This is a genomic window from Thioclava sp. L04-15, from assembly GCF_002020275.1.
GTDB classification, from domain to species: domain Bacteria; phylum Pseudomonadota; class Alphaproteobacteria; order Rhodobacterales; family Rhodobacteraceae; genus Thioclava; species Thioclava marina.
This window is the reverse complement of sequence record NZ_MPZW01000001.1, coordinates 216609-238548: the sequence shown is the minus strand read 5'-3', so window position 1 is coordinate 238548 and position 21940 is coordinate 216609. Positions and strand designations below refer to the sequence as shown.

The window sequence follows — 21940 nt, the reverse complement described above, 5'->3', positions numbered from 1 at the left end:
GAACGGCTCGGCCCCCCTTGCCGCGCTACCCGCCCCGCACTAGGCTCCGCTCAAAAGAGCTCACGAGCGGATCTTCCATGCGTATCGGCATCCTTCAAACCGGCCAATCCCCTGACGTGCTGCGCGATCAGGCGGGCGACTATCCCGACATGTTCGAAACCCTGCTGGCAGGGCGCGGCCTGAGTTTCGCGCGCTACGACGTCGAGCACATGCAGTTCCCCAAAGACGTGCATGAGTGCGAGGGGTGGCTGATCACCGGTTCGCGCCACGGCGCCTACGAGGATCATCCCTTCATCCCGCCACTCGAGGATTTCATCCGCAAGGCGCATGAGGCGAAAGTGCCGATGGTGGGCGTGTGCTTCGGCCACCAGATCATCGCGCAGGCACTTGGCGGCAAGGTCGAGAAATTCGAGGGCGGCTGGGCCGTGGGGCCGCAGGATTACGATTTCAACGGCGAGACGGTGACGCTCAACGCCTGGCATCAGGATCAGGTGACGAAGCTGCCACCCGGCGCCACGCCCGTCGCGGGCAATGAGTTCTGCGCCTATCCGGCGCTCGTTTACGGCGATACGATCTTCACCGTGCAGCCCCATCCTGAGTTCCGCGATACGTTCGTCGAGGGGCTGATGGACACACGCGGGCGCGGCGTCGTGCCCGATGACCGGATGGAGGCCGCGCGGGCGAGGCTCGGCGCACCCGGCGGCGCCTCAAGCGGTTCCGGGCGCATGGCGGCACGGATTGCCGATTTCTTTTTACAGGAAAGGGCGCAGACGCGCCCGGAAAGCTGACCGATGGACTCGATGAAGGACTGGACCGACCGCATCCCGCAGGCCGCGCGCGACTATCTTGAGGGTCGCCGCCTCGACGAGGTGGAGTGCATCGTCGCCGACATTGCCGGGGTGGCGCGCGGCAAGGCGATGCCCGCGTCGAAATTCCAGTTCCAGGACCGGTTCTTCCTGCCGAACTCGATCTTTTTGCAGACGATCACCGGCGAGTGGACCGACAACCCCTCGGGCGCGTTCACCGAGCCTGACATGATCCTCGTGCCCGATTTCTCGACCGCGACCGCCGCGCCCTGGACCGCGGACTGGACCTTGCAGATCATCCACGATGTCGAGGACCAGCAGGGCAACCCGGTGCCGATCGCGCCGCGCAATGTCCTCAAGCGCGTGATGGCGCTGTACGAAGCCGAGGGCTGGAAGCCCGTCGTCGCCCCCGAGATGGAATTCTTCCTCGTCGCGCGCAATATCGACCCGAACCAACCGATCATCCCGCCGATGGGGCGCTCGGGCCGTCGCGCGGCAGCGAAACAGGCCTATTCGATGTCGGCGGTCGACGAATACGGCAAGGTGATCGACGACATCTACGACTTCGCCGAGCTTCAGGGGTTCGAGATCGACGGCATCTTGCAGGAAGGCGGCGCGGGCCAGATCGAGATCAACCTCGCCCATGGCGACCCGGTGCATCTGGCCGACCAGATCTTCTACTTCAAGCGGCTGATCCGCGAGGCGGCACTGCGCCACGATTGCTTTGCGACCTTCATGGCCAAGCCTATCGAGGGCGAACCGGGTTCAGCGATGCATATCCACCAGTCGGTGATCGACATCGAAACCGGCGAGAACATCTTCTCGGACGAGAAGGGCGGCGAGACGGAAGCTTTCCTGCATTGCATTGCGGGGCTGCAAAACCACCTGCCCGCGGTGATCGCGCTGCTGGCGCCCTACGTGAACAGCTATCGCCGCTACGTTCCCGACTTCGCCGCCCCCATCAACCTCGAATGGGGCCGCGACAACCGTACCACGGGCCTGCGCGTGCCGATCTCTGGGCCTGCCGCCCGGCGGATCGAGAACCGCCTCGCGGGGATGGACTGCAACCCCTATCTCGGGCTCGCGGCCTCGCTCGCCTGCGCCTACCTGGGGCTGAAAGAGCAGCAGATGCCCAAGCCCGAATGTCTGGGCGACGCCTATATGTCGGCCGAGGATGTGCCGGTGAACCTCGGCGACGCGCTCGATCTTTTCTCGGAGGATGCGAAGATCCGCGACGTGCTGGGGCCGGAGTTCTGTGCTGTCTACGAAGCGGTCAAGCGCAACGAATACAAGGAGTTCCTGCAGGTCATCTCGCCCTGGGAGCGCGAGCATCTTCTGCTGAACGTGTGATCTCATGAACCTGCTTTTCGCCAATGACCGCAGGGGCGAGCACTCGCCCTCCTATTACGCCGCGACCGCGTTGACGAGGAAACGCTGGCCCGAGCTCAAGGGCCAGCAGCGTGCCGATGTCTGCGTGATCGGTGGCGGGTTCACGGGGCTTTCGGCGGCGCTGCATCTCGCCGAGAAAGGGCTTTCGGTGATCCTGCTCGAGGCCCATCGCGTCGGCTTCGGTGCCTCGGGACGCAATGGTGGACAGGTGGGGTCGGGGCAGCGGCTGGAGCAGGACGCGCTCGAGAAGATCCACGGGCGCGAGATGGCGCATCGGCTTTGGGATATAGGCGAGGACGCGAAAGGTCTGATCCGTGATCTGATCGCGCGCCACGAGATAGACGTGACCTTCTATCCCGGCATCGCCCATGCCTGCCGGACCGAGGCCGAGGTCGCCCATTCACACAAGATGGTCGAGAAACTCGCCCGCGATTACGGCTATGACCAGATCGAGCCGCTGTTTCGCGAGGATCTGCATGCACTGCTCCCTTCCGAGGCCTATATCGGCGGCGATCTCGATCGCGGGGCGGGGCATCTGCATCCGCTCAATTTCGCGCAAGGTCTGGCGCTTGCCTGCGACAAGGCAGGAGTCGCGATCCACGAGGGTTCGCTTGTCCATCACATCCGTCCCGGAGAGCCGGTGCGCATCCAGACCCAACATGGCCATGTCGACGCCGATCACCTGATCTTCGCGGCCAATGGCTATCTGGGGGATCTTTCGCCGCGCGTGGCTGCGCGGGTGATGCCGATCAACAATTTCATCCTCGCGACCGAACCGCTGGGCGATCGCGTCGACGAGGTGCTGCGCGCCAATATCGCCGTGGCCGACACCAAGTTCGTCGTCAATTACTGGCGGCTGTCCGAAGATAACCGGCTGCTGTTCGGTGGCGGGGAGAGCTATGGGTACAAGTTCCCCGATATCGTCGAGACCGTGCGCAAGCCGATGCTCGAGGTCTATCCCGGTCTTGCCGATGTGCGCATCGATTACGCCTGGGGCGGGACGCTGGCGATCACCCGCACCCGGATGCCCTACTTTGCACGGCCCCTCAAGAACGCGCTTTCGGCCAGCGGCTTTTCGGGACATGGCGTGGCGATGGGCACGATGGCGGGCAAGATCATGGCCGAGGCAGTTGCGGGACAGGCCGGGCAGTTCGACCTGATGGCGGGGCTCAAGGTGCCGAGTTTTCCGGGCGGCGCGCTGCTGCGTAGCCCGCTCCTGATCGCCGCGATGACATGGTTCTCTATGCGCGACAAGCTGGGCATCTGAAGCGGCAAACTGCCACGTCCCGATTTCGTCATGAAATGGTCACTGGAGAAATATCCACACAGAGTGTAAGATTTCCCAAATATCAGTTTCAGGAAATCTTGCCATGCCGCGTGACGGACAAATCGCCCCGAACTGCTACGACGCCGAACCCATCCCCGAGGCCGCCCGCGCCGAGATCGACCGCCTTCTCGCAAGCGGGGATCTGTTCCGCTACACCTCGGAGAATGCGCCCGTCGCCCGGCTCGAGGCCGAGTTTGCCGAGTTCATGGGCGTGAAATACGCGGTCGCGGTGTCGTCCTGCTCGCAAGCGCTCTTCCTCGCGATGAAGGCGCTCGACCTGCCGCGCGGCGCGCGCGTGCTGGTCCCGGCCTTCACTTTCGCCGCTGTACCCTCGGCCATCGTCCATGCCGATTGCGTGCCGGTGCTGGTCGAGGTCGGCGCGAATTATCGTATCGATCTGGATGATTTCCGCGCCAAGTTCGATGACAGCATCGACGCGGTGATGATCAGCCACATGCGCGGGCACACCTCCGACATGGATGTGATCATGAAGCTTGCCGGGGAGAAGGGCGTCCCGGTGATCGAGGACGCGGCGCATTCGCTGGGCACGCTCTGGAACGGCAAGAAGATCGGCACGATCGGCAAGATCGGCTGCCTCTCCTTCCAGTCCTACAAGCTCATCAACGCGGGCGAAGGCGGCATCCTGCTGACCGACGACCCGGAACTGGCCGCCCGCGCCGTGATCATGTCGGGCGCTTACGAGCATAACTGGAAGAAACACCCGGGCCTGCAAAACTCCTTCGTGCAGTGGCAGAACAAGCTGCCGCTTTATAACTGCCGGATGCAGAACCTTTCGGCGGCGGTGATCCGCCCCCAGATCCCCGAAGTCGAGCGCCGTGTGAACGACGGTCGCGCGAACCACGATTACGTCGCCGAGCGCCTGAACACGAGCGAGTGGCTCGACGTTCCCCCGCCGCTTGGCCCCGAGACCCGCGCGCCGGACTCGCTGCAATTCAACCTCGCGGGCGAGTGGACCGACGACGAGGCCCGCAAGCTGCAAACCGAGGCGAAGGCCCGGGGTGTCGGCGTGCAGGTCTTCGGCCTGAGCGAAGACAATGCACGCGCCTATTGGAACTGGCAGTTCCTCGGGGATGTGCCAGAGCTGCCCAAGACCCGTGCGATGCTGATGCGTGCCTGCGACACACGCCTGCCCGCGCGGCTCAAGCAGCCCGATCTCGATTACATCGCTGATGCGATCCTTGAGGCGGTCGCTGCGGTGAAAGGGTAATTCTGCCCGCAGAGGTCAGCGGACACGAACAGGGGCGCGAGTTGATCGCGCCCTTTTTTTCCCTCGCCAAGGCGGTGATCAGGTTCTCAACATTGGCGCGATCGCAATTTAGCGTGGCATCTGACTGGGTTGGGCCAGCTTCGCCGCCGAGGGTTCTTACGTGAGGTCGGCGCAGATGCCCTGCTCGAGCAGCCGCCCGCCAAGATGCCCACCGCGATGCCCGGCAAGGGTGGCTGATCCGGCAGGAGCGGGACCGCGTCGCCCCAGATCCGGTCCGTTTCACTCATTTAAAGGACAGATTCGATAGCCCGTTTTTCCCAGCTCCTCGCCCATCTCCTTTTCGCGCTGATCGTGCTTTGCGGTGCTGCATGGTCTGCGACGGCGCTTTGGCTGCATCTGGCGGGCCCATCGCGGATCGTGGCGCTTGCGGTTCTGGTGATCGTTACGCTCGGGGCGTTCGTGGCGCGCACGCGCAAGCGCCGCCTCGGCTGGCTGGTGCTGGTGATCGGGGCGGTAATGGTGGCGGGTTGGTATCAGACGATTACACCGCGCGCCGATCGCGACTGGGCCGTGGATGTCTCGCGCGGTGTCACGGCCCGGGTCCAGGGCGACACCGTCACGCTCTCCAACATTCGCGATTTCGACTGGCACAGCCGCGACACCGCGACCGAGCGCTGGATTGTCCGAAGCTACGATCTCGACGCGCTCGAGAGCGTCGATATGGTCACCTCGGTCTGGGACAATCCCGAGATCGCCCATCTGCTGGTGAGCTTCGGCTTCGCGGGCGGCGAGCATGTCGTCTTCTCGGTCGAGATCCGTCGCGAGGCGGACGAGACCTTCAGTGAACTTGGCGGGTTCTTTCGCCAGTTCGAGCTGGTGCTGATCGCTGCGACCGAACGCGACATCGTGCGACTGCGTACCGATCTGCGGCACGAAGCAGTGCGGATGTATGCCGTGGATCTCACGCCCGAGCAACGTCGCACGATGTTTCTCGCCTATGTCGAGCTGGCGCGCCAGCTTGAGCAGAAACCGCGCTTCTACAATACGATTGCGGCTAATTGCACTACGGTCGTCTATGGGCTGGCGCGAGCGTTGAAATCCGACCTGCCGATCAATGCGACGCTGATCTTGTCGGGGCGGTTGCCGGAATATCTCGATGCGCTCGGAGTTCTGGGAGGGGAGGGCACGCTGCCCGAGCGCCGGGCCGCCGCTCTGCTGCGCGCCAATGCCGGGACGCTACATCCGGGGCTGAGCTATTCCGAGGCGATCCGCCAGCGGCCCCAGCTTTCCAGATGACCCGGCCCGGTCAAGCGCGAGATCCGTGAGATCGGCCAAGTCGCCTGACTGTCAGGCAGCTTCGCCTCGTTTCCCGCTCAGGCCTGCTGCATCCGCTCGATATAGGCGCGTAGTTCCTCGGCCTCGTGGCGGGCGTCGCGCAGCCCGTCCATCGCGGCGCGCAGTTCGGCTTCGGACTGGTTGAGCTGGTTGGTCAGCTCCGCTTCGCGCTGTTCGAAATAGGTCAGCGCCTGATCGCGGGTTTCCTCGGCTTCGTGCAGTGCTTGGGCCATCTGCTCCAGCTCGCCCATATCGGCGCGGGTCACGCGCGTCAGGCGATGGATCAGCCAGCTCGCGAACCAGCCCAGAGCAAAGGCGACGAAGAGAATGATCGCGGTGGCGATGACGAATTCGGTGCGGTTCATGTCCTGTCCCCTCAGCCTTTGGTGAGATCCTGCGGCCGGGTCTTCGGGCGCGGCGTGTCATTGCCGGGCGTCTCGACCGGGATCTCGTCTTGTGTGGCGGGCTCTGCGGCCCCTGTGTCGGTCGTGTCGCTGGCGCCTTGTTCGGTTGCCGCCGCCTCATCCGTCGCCTCGACGGCATCCGCGGCGGGTTGCGCTGCGCCTTCGTCGGCCGGCGCGCCGTCTTCGGTCACCGCACCGTCCCAATGCGGCTCGCCGTCGGAAGCGCCGTCGGAGGCTCCATCGGGCGCGCTTGTTTCGCCCTCGTCAACCGGGGTCTCGTCGAGCAGCACGAATTCGATGCGGCGGTTTTCCTCACGGCCTTCTTCGGTGTCGTTCGAAGCGATCGGCTGGTCCTCGCCATAGCCCTTGGCCACGAGATTGCCGATCAGGATGCCGCGATCGAGCAGGCCGCGGATCACCGCCTGGGCGCGCTCTTGCGAGAGTTGCAGGTTCATCTCTTCGCGGCCCTGATTGTCCGTATAGCCCGCGACTTCCATGCGGAACTCGGTACAGTTCTTCATCGCGCCTGCGAGCGCGTCGAGCGCGGGCAGGCTGTCGGTCGAGACCTGCGCCGAGCCGGGGTCGAAATTGACCTTCTTCTGGGCCAGCGCGCCATTGAGCCGCGCCACGCATTCCTTGCCATCGGGCAGGGCCAATGTCGGGTCGAGCCGCTTGTCGTAGCTGACCTTGAGGTCCATCTGGACGGCCTCGCCGAGCTGGCTGGTGAGGATGCGCGAGATCGTGTCGGAGGCTTGCGAGTCCCCGCTCGTGCCGGTGACGGTGATGAGCTTCGGGGTCACGGTGACAGTGCCGTCATGGAGTATGGCAAGCGCCTCGACCCCGGCCATGGTGCGCACCGGCCAACCTGCGGGCAACTCCTTGTCGACGCGGGTCGCGCCGTGCACATTGTCATGGCCGAGCTTGGCGCGGGCGAAGCTCTCGACCGCCTCGCGCTGGCGCGCATCGAGCACGCGGCCTTTCAGCTCGACCTGGCCCTTGCCGTCGCGGGTCGCGATGAACTCGGCCTCGGCGGCCTTGGCGTTGGGAACGGGTTCGAGCGTCGCCTTGAGCGAGAAGACTGGCGGCAGGTTCGATTCCAGCTCGCCCACGACATCGTCGAAGGTTTTCTGCGGCACGGTCGGTTTTGCGTCGAGCGCGATATCGGCATCCGAGAACGTCACCGAGCCCGCACCGAGCTGGCCCATCGCCTTGATCGCCATCTCGGCGGCCGCGGCCCATTGCGGCGAAGGCGTGCCCATGCCGATCGTGCAGCTCAATGTGCCCTTGGCGCCCGCCGCGCGCGCGGCTGCGAGGATGCGGTCGCGCGCTTTTTCCGTATCGGCCGAGCAGGCGTCGAAACGCGCGCCGTCCTTGTCGACGATGAAGCGCAGCGTGAAGGGGGTGATCACCGGGCGCGGCGCCGAGATGTCGAAATCGAGTTTGAGATCGGACGGGCGGCTGCGGGCGAGCGAAGTCTCAACCCGCCCTTTCTCGGCAACGCTGTCGGTGATCGCCTGCACCGAGACGTTGCCGGCAGTGACGGAAACCTTCGAGCGCGGCAGCGTCTCGAGCGTGCGCAGCCCGAAACTCATCGCCTCGTCCCAGCCACCCGGCACCGGGTAATCGGCGCTCTCAAGCATGTCGGTCACACCTTCGTCGCCTGCGACCTTCGAGAGTTTTTCGACGATGGCTGCGCGGTCGATCGAAGCGGGCACGAGGCCGATCAGCGAAATCCCGTTCTCGTTGCGCAACATTTCGAGAGAAAAGGCGGGGGGCGTGATGTCCTGCGCGACCTCGGTGTCGGTATTGTCCACGACCCGCGAGCTGTCGATATATTTGTCGACTTCGGAGACGGCGCGGAAGCGTTCGGCCTCGGTCGGGGCGGTGCCGGTGAGGGTGACCTGAAGGCCGTCGGCATGGATGTTCATCCAGCCATAGCCCTGCGCCTCCATCGCGACGCGCACCTCCTGTTTGGTGCTTTTCTCGATCACGGTCGCGGCGCCGCCGGCGATCACGGCCGAGACAACGAGCGCGAGGACGAAGGCGGCAGTCGTCAACAGGGTGGCGCGTGTGCGCATTGTTCAGGAGCCCTCCCCAGGGAATCTTTACCCGTGTTCCTTAAGGTGCGCGGGACAGGGGATCAATCGCAAGCCCCTCACACGATTGCGCCAGCGGCGAGAAACAGCGCAGCAATCAGGCCGGTATCGCGGTTCGCGCGGAAAAGTCGCAGGCAGATATCGGGGTTGTCGATATCGAGTTGGCGCATCTGCCAGAGCATGTGCCAGCCCATCGCCCAGGGCGCCAGCAGCGACAGTCCGAGCCGCAGCGGCGGGGCGTCGGGCATGAGCGCGCCCATCACTGCGACGGTCATCAGCGTGACGGTCAGCATCAGGAACGCACCCAACCATTTCGCGCTGTTGTCGCCGAAGAGCCGCGCGGTGGATTTCACCCCGATCAGCGCGTCGTCCTCCTTGTCCTGATGGGCATAGATCGTGTCGTAGAAGAGCGTCCAGATCAGACCCGAGAGGTAAAGGACCACGGGCGGCCATGTCAGCGTGCCGGTATGGGCCACCCAGGCCAGCAGTGCGCCCCAGTTGAAGGCGATGCCGAGAAAGATCTGCGGCCACCAGGTGAAGCGCTTGGCGAAGGGGTAGATCGCGACAGGCACCAGCGAGACGATCCCTAGAATGATCGCGGGCGTGTTGAAGGTCAGCAGGATCGTAAAGGAAATCAGCGACTGGATCACCGCCCAGGCGAGCGCCTGTTTCACGCTTACCTGTCCCGAGGGGATCGGGCGCGACCGGGTGCGCGCAACGCCCGCGTCGATGTCGCGATCGGTGATGTCGTTCCAGGTGCAGCCCGCGCCGCGCATCAGGAACGCCCCGATCGAACAGCCAACGGCGAGCCACAGGTCCATCCAGACGAAGCCTCCCGTCGAGGAGGCCGCAAGCGCGATCCCCCACCAGCAGGGCAGCAGCAGAAGCCATGTCCCGATCGGGCGGTCGGCGCGGCTCAGGCGCAGGTAGGGGCGCGTCCATGCGGGAGCGAGCCGGTCCACCCAGTTGCCCTGATAGGCGTCGGCCACGGTGCCCGCCGCTTCGCCTGCCGCCTCTTGCGCCGCCTCTGGCATTTCGGTTTTTCCGCTCATAAAGTCCGCCTCATGGAACGTGCCAAGATCAGGCTCTGTGTAGAGCACCCATTGGGCGCGGGGCAAGCCGTGCCTCTGACGCCGGACGAGGCGCATTACCTTTTCGCGGTGATGCGGCTGGAGGTCGGCGCGCGCGTGGCGCTGTTCAACGGGCGCGATGGCGAGTGGACGGCCGAGGTCGTCGAGGCCCACAAGAAGCGCGGCGTTCTGGCCTGCGTGGAACAGGCCGCGCCGCAGCTTGCACCGCCGGATCTGTGGCTGATCTTCGCGCCGATCAAGAAAGAGCGCACCGATTTCATCGTCGAGAAAGCGACGGAACTGGGTTGCGCGAAAGTGCTGCCGGTGCAGACCGAATTCACCAATTCCGCGCGGATCCGGCAGGACCGCTTGCAGGCCCATGCCAAGGAAGCGGCCGAGCAATGTCTGGCCACCTATGTGCCGCCCGTCGAGGATTTGCAGCCGGTGAAGAAGCTGCTCGACGGCTGGGACCCTGCACGCCGCATCCTCTGGGCCGACGAGGCGCTGGTCGGCCCCGCCGAGACCCTCGCGGGGCTCGAACCTGGTCCCTGGGCGATCCTGATCGGGCCGGAAGGCGGGTTCTCGGATGGCGAACGCGCGATTCTCCGCAGCCTCGATTTCGTCACTCCCGTCAGCCTCGGCCCGCGCATTCTGCGCGCGGATACCGCCGTGTGCGCGGCGATCACGCTTTGGCAATCGACGCTGGGGGACTGGCGGTGATCCGTCCCGAGGTTGCGCAAGGCTTCCGGCGCTGGGGTGAGGTCATCGCGGCGGGCGTCGCGGTTGCTTTCGGCGCCTGGCTGATCTGGCTCGGGGGCTATCTGCTCATGGCTTTGGGCGCGGCCGCTGTGGCGCTGGGACTGGGGTGGGCCCTAATCGGCTGGCGCCGGATGCGGTTTTCGCGCGATGTCGGCGCGCCCGGTCTGGTCGAGATCGACGAGGGGCGGATCTCCTATTTCGCGGCCTCTAGGGCGCGAGCCATCGGAGGTCCTGCGGGCAATGTCACGGCGCTGGGGATGGGGGGCGAGCTTGCGCTGCGCGAGATCGCCGAGATCCGGCTGCTCAATTTGCAGGGCAAGCAGTATTGGCGGCTGCGCAGCGGCGCGGGCGAGGCGCTGTTGATCCCGCTCGACGCGGCGGGGGCGAATGCGCTCTATGATGCCTTCGCGAGCCTGCCCGGGATCGACATGGGCAAGCTCTCGGCGGCGCTCGATCACGAGCTTGCCGCACAAAGCCTGTGGACGCGGCGATAGGTTTCGCGCTTGACTTGGGCCATCCCCCGCGCCACCTGTGGCGTTCCTTGAGACGACGCGAGAGCAGACATGTCCATTCCGCAGCAGGGCGGTGGCCCGATCGAACGGTTCGAGCAACTGGCAGAGTTTCTTGCCGAAGGGGAAAAGCCCCGCGAGCAATGGCGCATCGGCACCGAGCACGAGAAATTCGGCTATTGCGAGGACAAGCAACTGCCGCTGCCTTATGACGGCCCGCGCTCGATCAAGGCGATGCTGGAAGGCCTACGCGACAGCTTCGGCTGGAAGCCGGTCGAAGAGCAGGGAAATATCATCGGGCTGGAGCTGAACGGCGCGAATGTCAGCCTCGAACCGGGCGGGCAACTGGAGCTGTCGGGAGCGCCGCTCGAGACGATCCACCAGACCTGCGACGAGGTGAACGAACACCTGCGCGAGGTGCATAAAGTCGCCGACAAGATCGGTGCGCGCTTCATCGGGCTGGGCGCCGCGCCGATCTGGACGCAGGACCAGATGCCGATGATGCCGAAGGGCCGCTACCGGCTGATGACCGATTACATGGGCCGCGTGGGCGAGCTTGGCACGCAGATGATGTATCGCACCTGCACCGTGCAGGTGAATCTCGATTTCGCCTCGGAAGCCGACATGGTGCAGAAGATGCGTGTGGCGCTGTCGCTGCAGCCGGTCGCCACCGCGCTGTTTGCCAATTCGCCCTTCCTCGATGGCAAGCCGAACGGGATGAAATCGTGGCGCAGCCATATCTGGCAGAACCTCGACGATGCGCGCACGGGCATGTTGCCCTTCATGTTCGAAGACGGCGCGGGCTATGAGGCTTACGTCAACTACGTGCTCGATGTGCCGATGTATTTCGTCTATCGCGACGGGAAATATATCAACGCTCTGGGCCAGTCCTTCCGCGACTTCCTGAAGGGCGAGTTGCCCGCGCTGCCGGGCGAGAAGCCGACGCTGAGCGACTGGGCCGATCACCTGACGACCGTCTTCCCCGAGGCGCGCACCAAGAAATATATCGAGATGCGTGGCGCCGATGGCGGTCCGTGGCGGCGGCTGTGTGCGCTGCCCGCACTCTGGGTCGGTCTGCTTTATGACCAATCCGCGCTCGATGCCGCGTGGGATCTGGTGAAGGACTGGGATCACGAGACCCGCGAGGGGCTGCGCCGTGCCGCAGCGGTCGACGCGCTGCAAGGTGAGTTCAATGGGATCAAGCTGCACGACCTCGCACGCGAGACGGTGGCGATCGCGAAATCGGGCCTGAAGGCGCGCGCCAAGCCGGGCGCAGGCGGGATGATCCCCGACGAGACCCATTTCCTCAACGCGCTGGAAGAGAGCGTCGAGACGGGCCGGGTGCCTGCCGACGAGCTCCTGGAGAAGTACCACGGCGAGTGGAATGGCGATCTGAGCAAGATCTACGCCGAATACAGCTATTGATGAGAGGGCAGGGCGGTCAGCCGCCCCGTCCTCAACCCAGCCGCTCGCGCACCCACTGTGGAACCAACACGCTCGCCGGACCGTGGCGGGCCTCGTCGAACATCGACCGGCCCGCCGAGGGTTCGAGGTTCAGCTCCAGCGTCGGAACGCCCGCATGCATCGCGTCCGCCACGAAGCCTGCGGCGGGATAAACGTTCCCGCTCGTGCCGATCGAGACGAACAGATCCGCCGCGCGCAGAGCATGCCAGATCTCTTCCATCCGGTAGGGCATCTCTCCGAACCAGACGATATCGGGGCGCGTGGCCTGCGCGCTGCAGGACGGACAGCTGTCGGTGGGCGACATCACCTCGGGCGCGGGCCAGCGGTGCTCGCAGGAATGACACAGTGCGCCAAAGAGCGTTCCATGCATGTGGAGCACGTTTTGCGACCCGCCGCGCTCATGCAGGTCATCGACATTCTGTGTGACGATCAGAACCTCGTGGCCCGGGTCGGCTTCCAACTCCGCCAGAGCGATATGGGCCGGGTTCGGCTGGGCTGCCGTCGCGGCGGCGCGGCGTGCATTGTAGAAACGGTGCACCAGTTCGGGATCCTGCACGAACCCCTCGGGCGTCGCGACATCCTCGATGCGATGCTCTTCCCAAAGACCGTCGCTGGCGCGGAAGGTTCGGATCCCGCTTTCCGCGGAAATGCCCGCGCCTGTCAAAATCACGATCTTGGCCATCGCTCTGCCCTCCGCTATCACTTGCCCTATGCGTATCCTGTTTCTCTGCCTTGGCAATATCTGCCGCTCGCCCGCCGCCGAAGCGGTCACCCGTCACAAGGCCCGCGCGGCGGGGCTCGATATCGAGTTCGACAGTGCGGGCACCGGCGACTGGCACGTGGGCGACCCGCCCTATGGTCCGATGATCGAGGCGGCGGAAGCGCGCGGCTATGACATGCGCTCTTTGCGCGCCCGTCAGATTTCACCTGCAGATTACGACGCCTTCGACGTGATCCTGGCGATGGACGAGAACAACCTGCGCAACGCGCTCGACGTGGCCCCCCGCCAGATCAGCGCGCAAGTGCAGATGTTCATCGACGGGCCGAACGGGCCGCAAAATGTGCCCGATCCCTATTACACGCGGGATTTCGAGGCGGCCCTCGATCTGATCGAGGCCGGAGCAGAGGCGCTTGTCGCCGACCTTCTGGCCGATGAGGAAGAGAAACGGCGCGGGAGCTGATCTCCCGCGCGTCGGCCGAACGGGTGCCTTACTCGCTGCAATAGCTCTCGGCGGTCGAGGCGAAGTTCTTGTAGCGATCCCAGAAATCCGAATCCGACTGGCGGTCGGACATGCGCACTTCCTGCGCACGGTCGGGGTTTTGGAAGAAGCTCGCCGCGCGGCGCTGGTCACGGTTGCTCAGCGTCATGTCGGCGACCTTCTGGATGCAGCCGCAGAGCGCCGGGCTGCCCGCGCGTCCCGCCTTCATGCAAGCGTTGCTGACCGGACCGGCCGAAACGCTCGTGGCCAGCGTCATCGCGCCGGCGAATGCACAGATTCCGAGTGTCGTCTTGAAAGTCATTGCACTGCCCTTTGCTTTGCGGCCAGCGTCAGATGCGCCGGACCTGCCTCGTTATTTGTCCCGCATTTTAGCGGAAATTCAAAAGGCAGGCAATGAAACAGGCAGGTTTCCGCCGATCGCGCGAGGGTGCGGGAACCGGTCCGCAACCGCTCGCGGGGCAGGGTGGGGCGCCCCCTAGATCTGGCACTGGATCTGGCCCTCGATCTGGCGCGTCCCGCGTCGTTCGATCAGTCCTCGACCGGAGTTGCCTCGTAACCCGCGGCCTTGAGCGCGCTGAGCACGGTGGATTCGGGCAGGCCGGATACCTCGATCTCGCGATCCTCGAGATAGACATCGGCCTTGCCGCCGACCTCCTCGATCGCGGCTTCCACAGCGGCTTTGCAATGGCCGCAGGTCATGTTCGGGATGGAATAGATCATGGCAGCATCTCCTGAGTTGCTTGCCTGAGATATGTCGCTCGACGGGATGAAAGGTCAATGGGCGAGACGCGCTCAATCCCTCTTCCCGGCCCCCATTTTCCCCTGTATACGCGCGCCCATGACTGATCTTGATCGCATCCGCAATTTCTCCATCGTGGCGCATATCGACCACGGCAAATCCACGCTCGCCGACCGTCTGATCCAGATGACCGGCACGGTGGCCGAACGCGACATGAAGGAGCAACTCCTCGACGCAATGGATATCGAGCGCGAGCGCGGCATCACGATCAAGGCCAACTCGGTGCGGATCGAATATCCGGCCAAGGATGGCAAGACCTATATCCTGAACCTGATCGACACCCCCGGCCACGTCGACTTCGCCTATGAGGTCTCGCGTTCGATGCAGGCGGTCGAGGGCTCGCTGCTGGTGGTCGATGCCTCGCAGGGCGTCGAGGCGCAGACGCTGGCAAACGTGTATCAGGCGATCGACGCCGATCACGAGATCGTCCCGGTGCTGAACAAGATCGACCTTCCGGCGGCCGAGCCGCAGCGCGTGAAGGAACAGATCGAGGATGTGATCGGGATCGACGCCTCCGACGCGGTCGAGATTTCCGCCAAGACGGGCCTCGGGATCCCCGATGTGCTCGAAGCCATCGTGCATCGCCTGCCCGCGCCCAAGGGCGAGCGCGATGCGCCGCTCAAGGCGATGCTGGTCGACAGCTGGTATGACAGCTATCTCGGCGTCGTCGTTCTGATCCGCGTCATGGATGGCGTGATCAAGAAGGGCGACCAGATCAAGATGATGAAGACGGGGGCGACCTACAAGCTCGACCGTCTCGCCGTTCTGAAACCCGCGATGGTCAATATCGACGAGCTGGGTCCCGGCGAGATCGGCGTCTTCACCGCCTCGATCAAGCAGGTGCGCGACACCAAGGTCGGCGACACGATCACCCATGAGAAGAAACCCTGCGCGCAGGCGCTGCCGGGCTTCAAACCCTCGATCCCGGTGGTGTTCTGCGGTCTCTTCCCCGTCGATGCGAACGATTTCGAAGCGCTGCGCGACGCGATCGAGAAGCTGCAACTCAACGATGCGAGCTTCTCGGCCGAGATGGAGACCTCCGCCGCGCTCGGTTTCGGCTTCCGCTGCGGCTTCCTCGGTCTGCTGCACCTCGAAGTGGTGCGCGACCGTCTGGAGCGCGAATACGATCTCGACCTGATCACCACCGCCCCGTCGGTCGTGTTCAAGCTGCACATGAAGGACGGCGAGGTCCGCGACCTGCACAACCCCGCCGATATGCCTGACCTGACGCTGATCGACCATATCGAGGAGCCGCGCATCAAGGCGACGATCCTCGTGCCGGACGAATACCTCGGCGACGTGCTCAAGCTCTGTCAGGACCGCCGCGGCATCCAGATGGACCTGACCTATGCCGGTTCGCGCGCGATGGTCGTCTATGACCTGCCGCTGGCCGAGGTCGTGTTCGATTTCTACGACCGCCTGAAATCGGTCACGAAGGGCTATGCGAGCTTCGACTACCAGATCACCGAATATCGCGAGGACAACCTCGTGAAGATGTCGATCCTGGTGAATGACGAGCCGGTCGACGCGCTCTCGATCATGGTTCACCGCGACCGCGCCGAGGCGCGCGGCCGTGCCATGTGCGAGAAGCTGAAAGACCTGATCCCGCGTCACATGTTCAAGATCCCGATCCAGGCCGCGATCGGTGGCCGCGTGATCGCGCGTGAGACGCTGAGCGCGATGCGCAAGGACGTGACCGCGAAATGCTATGGCGGCGACGCGACCCGGAAGAAGAAACTGCTGGAGAAGCAGAAGGCCGGCAAGAAGAAGATGCGCCAGTTCGGGAAAGTGGAAATCCCGCAGAGCGCCTTCATCGCTGCGCTCAAGATGGATGAGTGAATCAGACCCCGCCTTGGCGGGGTCTTTTCTTTGCTGATCCGACTTCGGTCAAGGGCTGGAACTACGCGCGAAAGCGAGATCAGCGCGAACGAATTCGTCCCCGCATGGAAAAGCCCCGAACCTTCCGGTCCGGGGCCCCTTCGCCTCTGCAGGCGATGTTACTGTGCCTTGTTGGCTTCGCTCGCGATCGTGCTGCCCGCGACCGAGAGATCCTGACCCGCGCCGCGCACCGTGTTGCACGCCGCCAGACCGAGGATCACCAGCGCCATCGCCGCGCCAAGCTTAACCGTCTTCGTCATTTTCTCGCTCTCCTATGAAGCCACACTGGCCAACGTATGAAATTTTTTATGGTTCCTTGGAACCCTCTTCAACGTGCGGCGTTAGCGGTCTGAACACAACACGGAGAGTTCGATGAAATCGCCCCTTCGTCAGTCGATCGCTCCTTTCGCGGCCCTTGCGGGCGTTGGAAGCGTGGACGTTTCGGCACTTGGATCCGGTGCGGTGGGGGGCAGGATTTCGCGATGATCGTGTTGGTCGGGCCTATGCCGGGGATATCCGGTGGGCTCAGGATCGAAAGAGGTATTGAGAGGAATAACCCGTTCTGACCGCCCCGCCAGGCATGATTCCTGTCAGAACGGCGTTACGGCCCCCGCCCGTCCCTCGCGGGGGCCGCCACTTTCCGCCCGAGCAGGTTAACTGCGTGTTAACGATGCTCTGAAAGGCTCCGGGTTATCCCTCCCCGGAGCCTTTCAATGTCAAAATCCCGAATCCTCTGTGCCGCTCTTCTCGCGCTTGCCAGCTGTGGCGCGTCGCCCGCCCCGCAATTCTTCGGGGCAACCCGTCACGACCTGCGCCTCGATGGCATCGATTTCGTGGTCTTCGTGAAAGGCGAGCGGGCCGAGGTGATCCGCATGGGTTATCTTCGCCGTGCCGCGCGTGATCGGGTGCCTGCGCTCATGATCCGCGCGGCGCAGGAGGCGTCGGGCTGTGTGGTCGCCGGGCCGGCAGGCGGGCTCCATCGCTCGCCCTCGCTGCCGGACGACACGGGCGAGGCGCGATTTCAGCTCGTTTGCTGATGCGTCGGGATGCCGCAGCGCGGCCACGGCCAGTTTGACTCCGATCAAGGTCACGTTTTCGCGATCATGGTGATCTTCGCCCATAAAACGCGCCGCTCAAGGAGACTCGACATGCGCCTTTTCGCCATCATGTATTCGCTCGCCGGCCCGACCCTCGCGGGCATCCTGATTATCGCTGCGCTGACCATGAACATGTTCACCGCCAATGCAATGATCGCCTCGGCCGTGATCGGTTTCATCATTGCCTTGCCGGTCGCTTGGTTCATTGCCAAGATGATCCGCGAGAACGTCTGACATCTGCTCTGGCGGGCGTGATAGACGGAACAGCATAGCTTCCTCGTTGATTGCATCGAGGAAGCACAATTTACGTTCGTTCATTCGCGAGAGGTTTCATGTCCACCGCCCCCGGCTATTCGAAGACGCAGATCTGGCTGCACTGGCTTGTCGTGCTGCTGATCATTCCGCAATTCCTGCTCCACGATTCGGTGGCGCGCACGTTCTGGGGGCAGGTGAAGGGCCAGTCGGTCACGCCTGATTTCCTGACCTACGGCCATATCGTGCTGGGGGTGGCGATCTTGCTGCTCGCCGCGTGGCGGCTGGTGCTTCGCGCGACCCACGGCACCCCCGAGCCGCCGCATGACGATCCCGAACTGATGCGCTTTGGCGCCAAGGCGATCCATGCGCTGCTTTATCTGACGCTCTTCGCGCTGCCGATTTCTGGCGGGGTGGCCTATTTCCTCACGCTGGGTTGGATGGCCGAGCTCCATTCCGCACTGACCACCGCGCTGCTGATCTTCGCGGGGCTGCATATCGCCGCCGCGCTCTATCACCAGTATGTGCTGAAAGATCACCTGCTGCGGCGGATGATGAAGGCCGGGGGCTGACCCCTGCGCGCGCGACCTCAGCCGAGGAAGCGCGCCACATCCGCCTCGAATTCGCGGGGTTTCTCGGCGTGCAGCCAGTGCCCCGCGCCCTCGATCACGACAAAGCGGGCCTGCGGGAAGCGCGCAAGGATTTCCGCGTGATCTTCGGGTTGCAGATAGTGGGAATTCGCGCCTGACAGGAAGAGGGCAGGGCCATCGAAGGGCTGCATGCCCTTGGGGTCGGGCCAGTCCAGGATCGCGTCGAGATTGGCCTTGAGCGCGTTGAGGTTAAATTTCCAGCGCACCGGCCCGTCGCGCAGGCTTAACGATTGCAGCAGGAAGGCCCGCGTTCCCGGATCGACGATCCGTTCCCCCAAGCGTTCGTCGGCGACCGAGCGCGAGCTCAGATCGTCGATCTTCATTTCCTGCATCGCCTCGATCAGCGCACCGTGGCTGTCGCCATGGGCATAGCTCTTGGGCGCCATGTCGGCGATCACGAGTTTGCGCACCAGCTCGGGCCGGGTCAGCGCGAGCGTCATCGCGGCTTTCCCACCCATCGAGTGCCCCATCACATCGGCTTGCCCGCCATGCGCCTCGATCACCTCGGCGATATCGCGGGCTATCGCGGCATAGGAATGATCGTCATCCCAGAAACTGTCGCCGTGATTGCGCATGTCGAGCGCGATCACCGGGCGGTCCGCGCTCAGCCGTTTTGCGATGGCGTTCCAGTTGCGTGCCGAGCCGAAAAGCCCGGGGGCGATGATCAGCGGCGGGGCGTCGGTTTCAGCGGGATAGATCACGGTGTTCAGCATGGGCCATAGTTAGAGCGCGCAGGCCATCACGGCCAGAGGGCTGCGTGAAAAAATGCCACCGCAAGGGGGAGCTGCGTGCGTTTGCAGGGGCGGCTAGCGTCCGGTGAGGAAGCGACCGGGAGAGACGGATGGGACCGGAGAGGATCACCGAGATGACCGAGCAGGTCTCACGCCTTCTGGCTGTGCGGCTGGGGGCGAAGGGCCATGACCTCGAGGCCCGCATTTCGAGCCGCGCCCGCGTGCTGCCGCGCAAGGTCCGCAAGGCGGCGCGGGTTCTGGCGGAGGCAGAACGCAAGGCCCATGCGCCCAAGGTCGCCCGGCAGCTTGATACGCGGGCGATCGAGGCCGCCTATGCGACGTGCCGGCATTATCTGGAGCCGCTTGGCGCGGGGGATCGACTGCGTGGCGCATTGCTGAACCTCGGGAGCTCGATCGCGTTTATCTTCCTGGTGGTCGGTGGAACGCTGCTTGTCGCGATGCTGTGGTCGGGGATGATCTGAGGCCGACTTGTCGTCAGCAGATTGAACAAACGGTCAGAGGACAGCGCCCGGACGCTGGATGGGCGCCCTGAGATAGGGGGGCTGCGCTTTATCCCTGCCAGACCCGGACGACCCCGATCCGCTTCGCGGCTGATCCGGGCAAGGGCTACGCGATCCACCGAAACGCAAAAGGCCCCCGAGATCGGGGGCCTTCGCAATGCGTATCGGTCGAACTCAGAGCTCGGGGTAGATCGGGAAGCGTGCGAGCAGCGTCGCGACCTTGGCCTTCACGGTCTCTTCGACCTCACCGTTGCCCTCTTCGCCATTGGCGGCCAGACCATCGACCACTTCGACGATCAGGCGGGCGATCTCGCGGAACTCTTCCTCACCGAAGCCACGGGTGGTGCCGGCGGGGGTTCCCAGACGGATACCCGAGGTGACCATCGGCTTTTCCGGGTCGAACGGGATGCCGTTCTTGTTGCAGGTGATATGTGCGCGCCCCAGTGCCTTCTCGGTCGCGTTGCCCTTCACGCCTTTCGGACGCAGGTCCACCAGCATGACGTGGGTGTCGGTGCCGCCGGTGACGATGTCGAGGCCGCCCTTCATCAGCTCGTCGGCCAGTGCCTGAGCGTTCTTCACGACCTGCTCGGCATAGACCTTGAACTCGGGACGCAGCGCCTCGCCGAAGGCCACGGCCTTGCCCGCGATCACATGCATCAGCGGACCGCCCTGAATGCCCGGGAAGATCGCCGAGTTCACCTTCTTCGCGATCTCCTCATTGTTGGTGAGGATCATGCCGCCGCGCGGACCGCGCAGGGTCTTGTGCGTCGTGGTGGTCGCGACATCGGCATAGGGGAAGGGCGAGGGGTGCTGGCCACCCGCGACGAGACCGGCGAAGTGGGCCATGTCGACCATCAGGTAAGCGCCGACCTCATCCGCGATCTCGCGGAACTTGGCGAAGTCGATCTGGCGCGGGATGGCCGAGCCGCCCGCCACGATCAGCTTCGGCTTGTGCTCGAGCGCGAGTTCACGGACCTGCTCGTAATCGAGAAGGCTGTCTTGCTTGCGCACGCCGTACTGGATCGCGTTGAACCACTTGCCCGACTGGTTCGGCTTGGCGCCGTGGGTGAGGTGGCCGCCCGCGTCGAGGCTCATGCCGAGGATCGTGTCGCCGGGTTGGATCAGCGCCTGGTAGACGCCCTGGTTGGCCTGGCTGCCGGAGTTCGGCTGGACGTTGGCGAATTCACAGCCGAAAAGTTCCTTAGCGCGGTCGATCGCGAGGTTCTCGGCGACGTCGACATACTGGCAGCCGCCATAGTAGCGCTTGCCCGGGTAGCCTTCGGCGTATTTGTTCGTCATCACCGAACCCTGCGCCTCCATCACCGCCTTCGAGACGATGTTCTCCGACGCGATCAGCTCGATCTCGTCGCGCTGGCGGCCCAGCTCGTCGGTAATCGATTTGAAAAGCTCGGGGTCACGGCTGGAAAGGCTTTCGGTGAAGAAGCCAGCGTCGCGTTGCTCGGTCATGGTGCGCTCCTCGCAAAGATCCGGGGTCGCGGCCCATTTAGCGCAGTTTTCGTGAGGCTGAAAGCGCCCAAAGCGACCAAAACCGGTTTTTCACCGGCCTTTCGCGCTTGTCTTTCGTCCGGGCGCTTGCAACACCTTGGACGTGCAGGAGGAAAACGCCGTGGCGAGCCAGTACAACCATATCCATTTCGCGGCGTCGACGGCCGAGGGCGCGCAGGAGGCGATGGCCGAGCTGGTCGCGCTTTACGGGCAGGTGCCCCGCTACGCCGCGGATGTGATCGTGGCGCTGGGAGGCGACGGCTTCATGCTGCAATGCCTGCATGAAGGGACGGGCCTGCCGGTCTACGGGATGAACCGCGGCTCGGTCGGCTTCCTGATGAACGATTTCGTCGCCGAGAACCTGCCCGAGCGGCTGGAGGCTGCCGAAGAAGCGGTGATCAACCCGCTCTCGATGAAGGCGGAGACCGAGGACGGAGTGCTGCACGAGGCGCTCGCGATCAACGAGGTATCGTTGCTGCGTGCGGGGCCGCAGGCAGCCAAGCTGAAGATCTCGATCAACGGCAAGGTGCGGATGCAGGAGCTGGTCTGCGACGGGGCGATCGTCTCGACGCCCGCGGGATCGACGGCCTACAACTTCTCGGCGCATGGGCCGATCCTTCCGATTGGCTCGGATGTGTTGGCGCTGACGGGCATTGCCAGCTTCCGGCCTCGGCGCTGGCAGGGCGCGATCGTGCCCTCCTCGGCGGTGGTGCGCTTCGACGTGCTCGAACGGGCAAAACGCCCGGTCATGGCGGATGCGGATTCGCGTTCGGTGAAGCCGGTGAAATGGGTCGAGGTTCGCTCGGAGCCCGAGATCGCGCATCGCATTCTCTTCGACCCCGGTCACGGGCTCGAAGAGCGGCTCATGCGGGAGCAATTTGCCTGAGGTGCAGGGGCCG

General features: G+C 64.4%; 24 protein-coding genes. 15 read left to right on the top strand and 9 right to left on the bottom strand.

Translation table 11 applies throughout. The features are described 5' to 3' along the window. The first annotated feature begins 77 nt into the window (after positions 1 to 77). The 5 genes from BMI90_RS01190 to BMI90_RS01170 all read left to right on the top strand — a co-directional run bounded on the left by BMI90_RS01190 (position 78) and on the right by BMI90_RS01170 (position 6046). On the top strand, positions 78 to 788 hold the full coding sequence (locus BMI90_RS01190) for a type 1 glutamine amidotransferase (RefSeq protein ID WP_078525127.1): 711 nt from the start codon (positions 78 to 80) through the stop codon (positions 786 to 788). A gap of 12 nt (positions 789 to 800) precedes the next feature. Then, positions 801 to 2156: a glutamine synthetase family protein gene (locus tag BMI90_RS01185; protein ID WP_078527138.1), complete on the top strand. Its 1356-nt coding sequence runs from the start codon at positions 801 to 803 to the stop codon at positions 2154 to 2156. Positions 2157 to 2160: 4 nt separating this feature from the next. Then, the gene (locus BMI90_RS01180; RefSeq protein WP_078525125.1) at positions 2161 to 3462 is read left to right on the top strand and encodes an FAD-binding oxidoreductase; all 1302 of its coding nucleotides are present in this window, start codon (positions 2161 to 2163) and stop codon (positions 3460 to 3462) included. Positions 3463 to 3565: 103 nt separating this feature from the next. Next, on the top strand, positions 3566 to 4750 hold the full coding sequence (locus BMI90_RS01175) for an aminotransferase class I/II-fold pyridoxal phosphate-dependent enzyme (protein ID WP_078525123.1): 1185 nt from the start codon (positions 3566 to 3568) through the stop codon (positions 4748 to 4750). A gap of 351 nt (positions 4751 to 5101) precedes the next feature. Further along, positions 5102 to 6046, top strand: coding sequence for a DUF4105 domain-containing protein (locus tag BMI90_RS01170; protein ID WP_246831470.1), 945 nt, complete (start codon positions 5102 to 5104; stop codon positions 6044 to 6046). A gap of 77 nt (positions 6047 to 6123) precedes the next feature. Here the strand turns inward: BMI90_RS01170 and BMI90_RS01165 are convergent, their stop codons facing one another. The 3 genes from BMI90_RS01165 to ubiA form a co-directional block, all read right to left on the bottom strand. Next, the gene (locus BMI90_RS01165) at positions 6124 to 6450 is read right to left on the bottom strand and encodes a hypothetical protein (RefSeq protein ID WP_078525119.1); all 327 of its coding nucleotides are present in this window, start codon (positions 6448 to 6450) and stop codon (positions 6124 to 6126) included. Positions 6451 to 6461: 11 nt separating this feature from the next. After that, the gene (locus BMI90_RS01160) at positions 6462 to 8567 is read right to left on the bottom strand and encodes an OmpA family protein (protein ID WP_078525117.1); all 2106 of its coding nucleotides are present in this window, start codon (positions 8565 to 8567) and stop codon (positions 6462 to 6464) included. Between the two features lie 77 nt (positions 8568 to 8644). Next, a complete protein-coding gene (gene ubiA, locus BMI90_RS01155) occupies positions 8645 to 9637 on the bottom strand; it encodes a 4-hydroxybenzoate octaprenyltransferase (protein WP_078525115.1) in 993 nt (330 codons plus the stop codon). A 12-nt stretch (positions 9638 to 9649) separates the two neighbouring features. Between ubiA and BMI90_RS01150 the strand changes: the two genes are divergently transcribed. From BMI90_RS01150 to BMI90_RS01140, 3 genes are all read left to right on the top strand, one after another. Beyond that, entirely contained in the window at positions 9650 to 10375 is a 726-nt protein-coding gene (locus BMI90_RS01150) for a 16S rRNA (uracil(1498)-N(3))-methyltransferase (RefSeq protein ID WP_078525113.1), read from the top strand. After that, positions 10345 to 10908, top strand: coding sequence for a hypothetical protein (locus BMI90_RS01145; RefSeq protein WP_246831469.1), 564 nt, complete (start codon positions 10345 to 10347; stop codon positions 10906 to 10908). Before BMI90_RS01150 ends, BMI90_RS01145 begins: the two co-directional genes overlap by 31 nt. Positions 10909 to 10977: 69 nt before the next feature. After that, complete coding sequence (locus BMI90_RS01140) at positions 10978 to 12348, top strand: glutamate--cysteine ligase (protein ID WP_078525109.1); 1371 nt, start codon at positions 10978 to 10980, stop codon at positions 12346 to 12348. A 31-nt stretch (positions 12349 to 12379) separates the two neighbouring features. Here BMI90_RS01140 and BMI90_RS01135 read toward each other — a convergent pair whose 3' ends face one another. Then, positions 12380 to 13069: an NAD-dependent deacylase gene (locus BMI90_RS01135; protein WP_078525107.1), complete on the bottom strand. Its 690-nt coding sequence runs from the start codon at positions 13067 to 13069 to the stop codon at positions 12380 to 12382. 28 nt (positions 13070 to 13097) lie between these two features. On the opposite strand from BMI90_RS01135, the gene BMI90_RS01130 reads away from it, so the two are divergent. Then, positions 13098 to 13568, top strand: coding sequence for a low molecular weight protein-tyrosine-phosphatase (locus BMI90_RS01130; protein WP_078525105.1), 471 nt, complete (start codon positions 13098 to 13100; stop codon positions 13566 to 13568). 28 nt (positions 13569 to 13596) lie between these two features. Here the strand turns inward: BMI90_RS01130 and BMI90_RS01125 are convergent, their stop codons facing one another. Beyond that, positions 13597 to 13908 carry a hypothetical protein gene (locus BMI90_RS01125; RefSeq protein ID WP_078525103.1) on the bottom strand — a complete coding sequence of 104 codons (312 nt, stop codon included), beginning with the start codon at positions 13906 to 13908 and terminating at the stop codon, positions 13597 to 13599. Between the two features lie 227 nt (positions 13909 to 14135). After that, positions 14136 to 14327, bottom strand: a complete 192-nt coding sequence (locus BMI90_RS01120) for a heavy metal-associated domain-containing protein (protein WP_078525101.1) — start codon at positions 14325 to 14327, stop codon at positions 14136 to 14138. A gap of 118 nt (positions 14328 to 14445) precedes the next feature. Between BMI90_RS01120 and lepA the strand changes: the two genes are divergently transcribed. After that, complete coding sequence (gene lepA, locus BMI90_RS01115; protein ID WP_078525099.1) at positions 14446 to 16245, top strand: translation elongation factor 4; 1800 nt, start codon at positions 14446 to 14448, stop codon at positions 16243 to 16245. A gap of 158 nt (positions 16246 to 16403) precedes the next feature. Here the strand turns inward: lepA and BMI90_RS18470 are convergent, their stop codons facing one another. Next, entirely contained in the window at positions 16404 to 16544 is a 141-nt protein-coding gene (locus BMI90_RS18470) for an entericidin A/B family lipoprotein (RefSeq protein WP_093469912.1), read from the bottom strand. Positions 16545 to 16997: 453 nt separating this feature from the next. Between BMI90_RS18470 and BMI90_RS01110 the strand changes: the two genes are divergently transcribed. From BMI90_RS01110 to BMI90_RS01100, 3 genes are all read left to right on the top strand, one after another. Continuing rightward, positions 16998 to 17321: a hypothetical protein gene (locus tag BMI90_RS01110; protein WP_093469909.1), complete on the top strand. Its 324-nt coding sequence runs from the start codon at positions 16998 to 17000 to the stop codon at positions 17319 to 17321. A 9-nt stretch (positions 17322 to 17330) separates the two neighbouring features. Further along, entirely contained in the window at positions 17331 to 17615 is a 285-nt protein-coding gene (locus tag BMI90_RS18465) for a hypothetical protein (protein WP_146671185.1), read from the top strand. A 98-nt stretch (positions 17616 to 17713) separates the two neighbouring features. After that, positions 17714 to 18205, top strand: coding sequence for a cytochrome b/b6 domain-containing protein (locus BMI90_RS01100; RefSeq protein WP_078525095.1), 492 nt, complete (start codon positions 17714 to 17716; stop codon positions 18203 to 18205). A gap of 17 nt (positions 18206 to 18222) precedes the next feature. Here BMI90_RS01100 and BMI90_RS01095 read toward each other — a convergent pair whose 3' ends face one another. Further along, positions 18223 to 18996: an alpha/beta fold hydrolase gene (locus tag BMI90_RS01095; protein WP_078525092.1), complete on the bottom strand. Its 774-nt coding sequence runs from the start codon at positions 18994 to 18996 to the stop codon at positions 18223 to 18225. 128 nt (positions 18997 to 19124) lie between these two features. Here BMI90_RS01095 and BMI90_RS01090 point away from each other — a divergent pair, with 128 nt between their 5' ends. Continuing rightward, positions 19125 to 19496, top strand: a complete 372-nt coding sequence (locus tag BMI90_RS01090) for a hypothetical protein (RefSeq protein WP_078525090.1) — start codon at positions 19125 to 19127, stop codon at positions 19494 to 19496. A 213-nt stretch (positions 19497 to 19709) separates the two neighbouring features. Here the strand turns inward: BMI90_RS01090 and glyA are convergent, their stop codons facing one another. Continuing rightward, positions 19710 to 21002 (bottom strand): serine hydroxymethyltransferase, encoded by a 1293-nt coding sequence (glyA, locus tag BMI90_RS01085; RefSeq protein ID WP_078525088.1) that lies wholly within the window; start codon positions 21000 to 21002, stop codon positions 19710 to 19712. A 160-nt stretch (positions 21003 to 21162) separates the two neighbouring features. Between glyA and BMI90_RS01080 the strand changes: the two genes are divergently transcribed. After that, positions 21163 to 21927: an NAD kinase gene (locus BMI90_RS01080; RefSeq protein WP_078525086.1), complete on the top strand. Its 765-nt coding sequence runs from the start codon at positions 21163 to 21165 to the stop codon at positions 21925 to 21927. Positions 21928 to 21940: the final 13 nt, after the last annotated feature.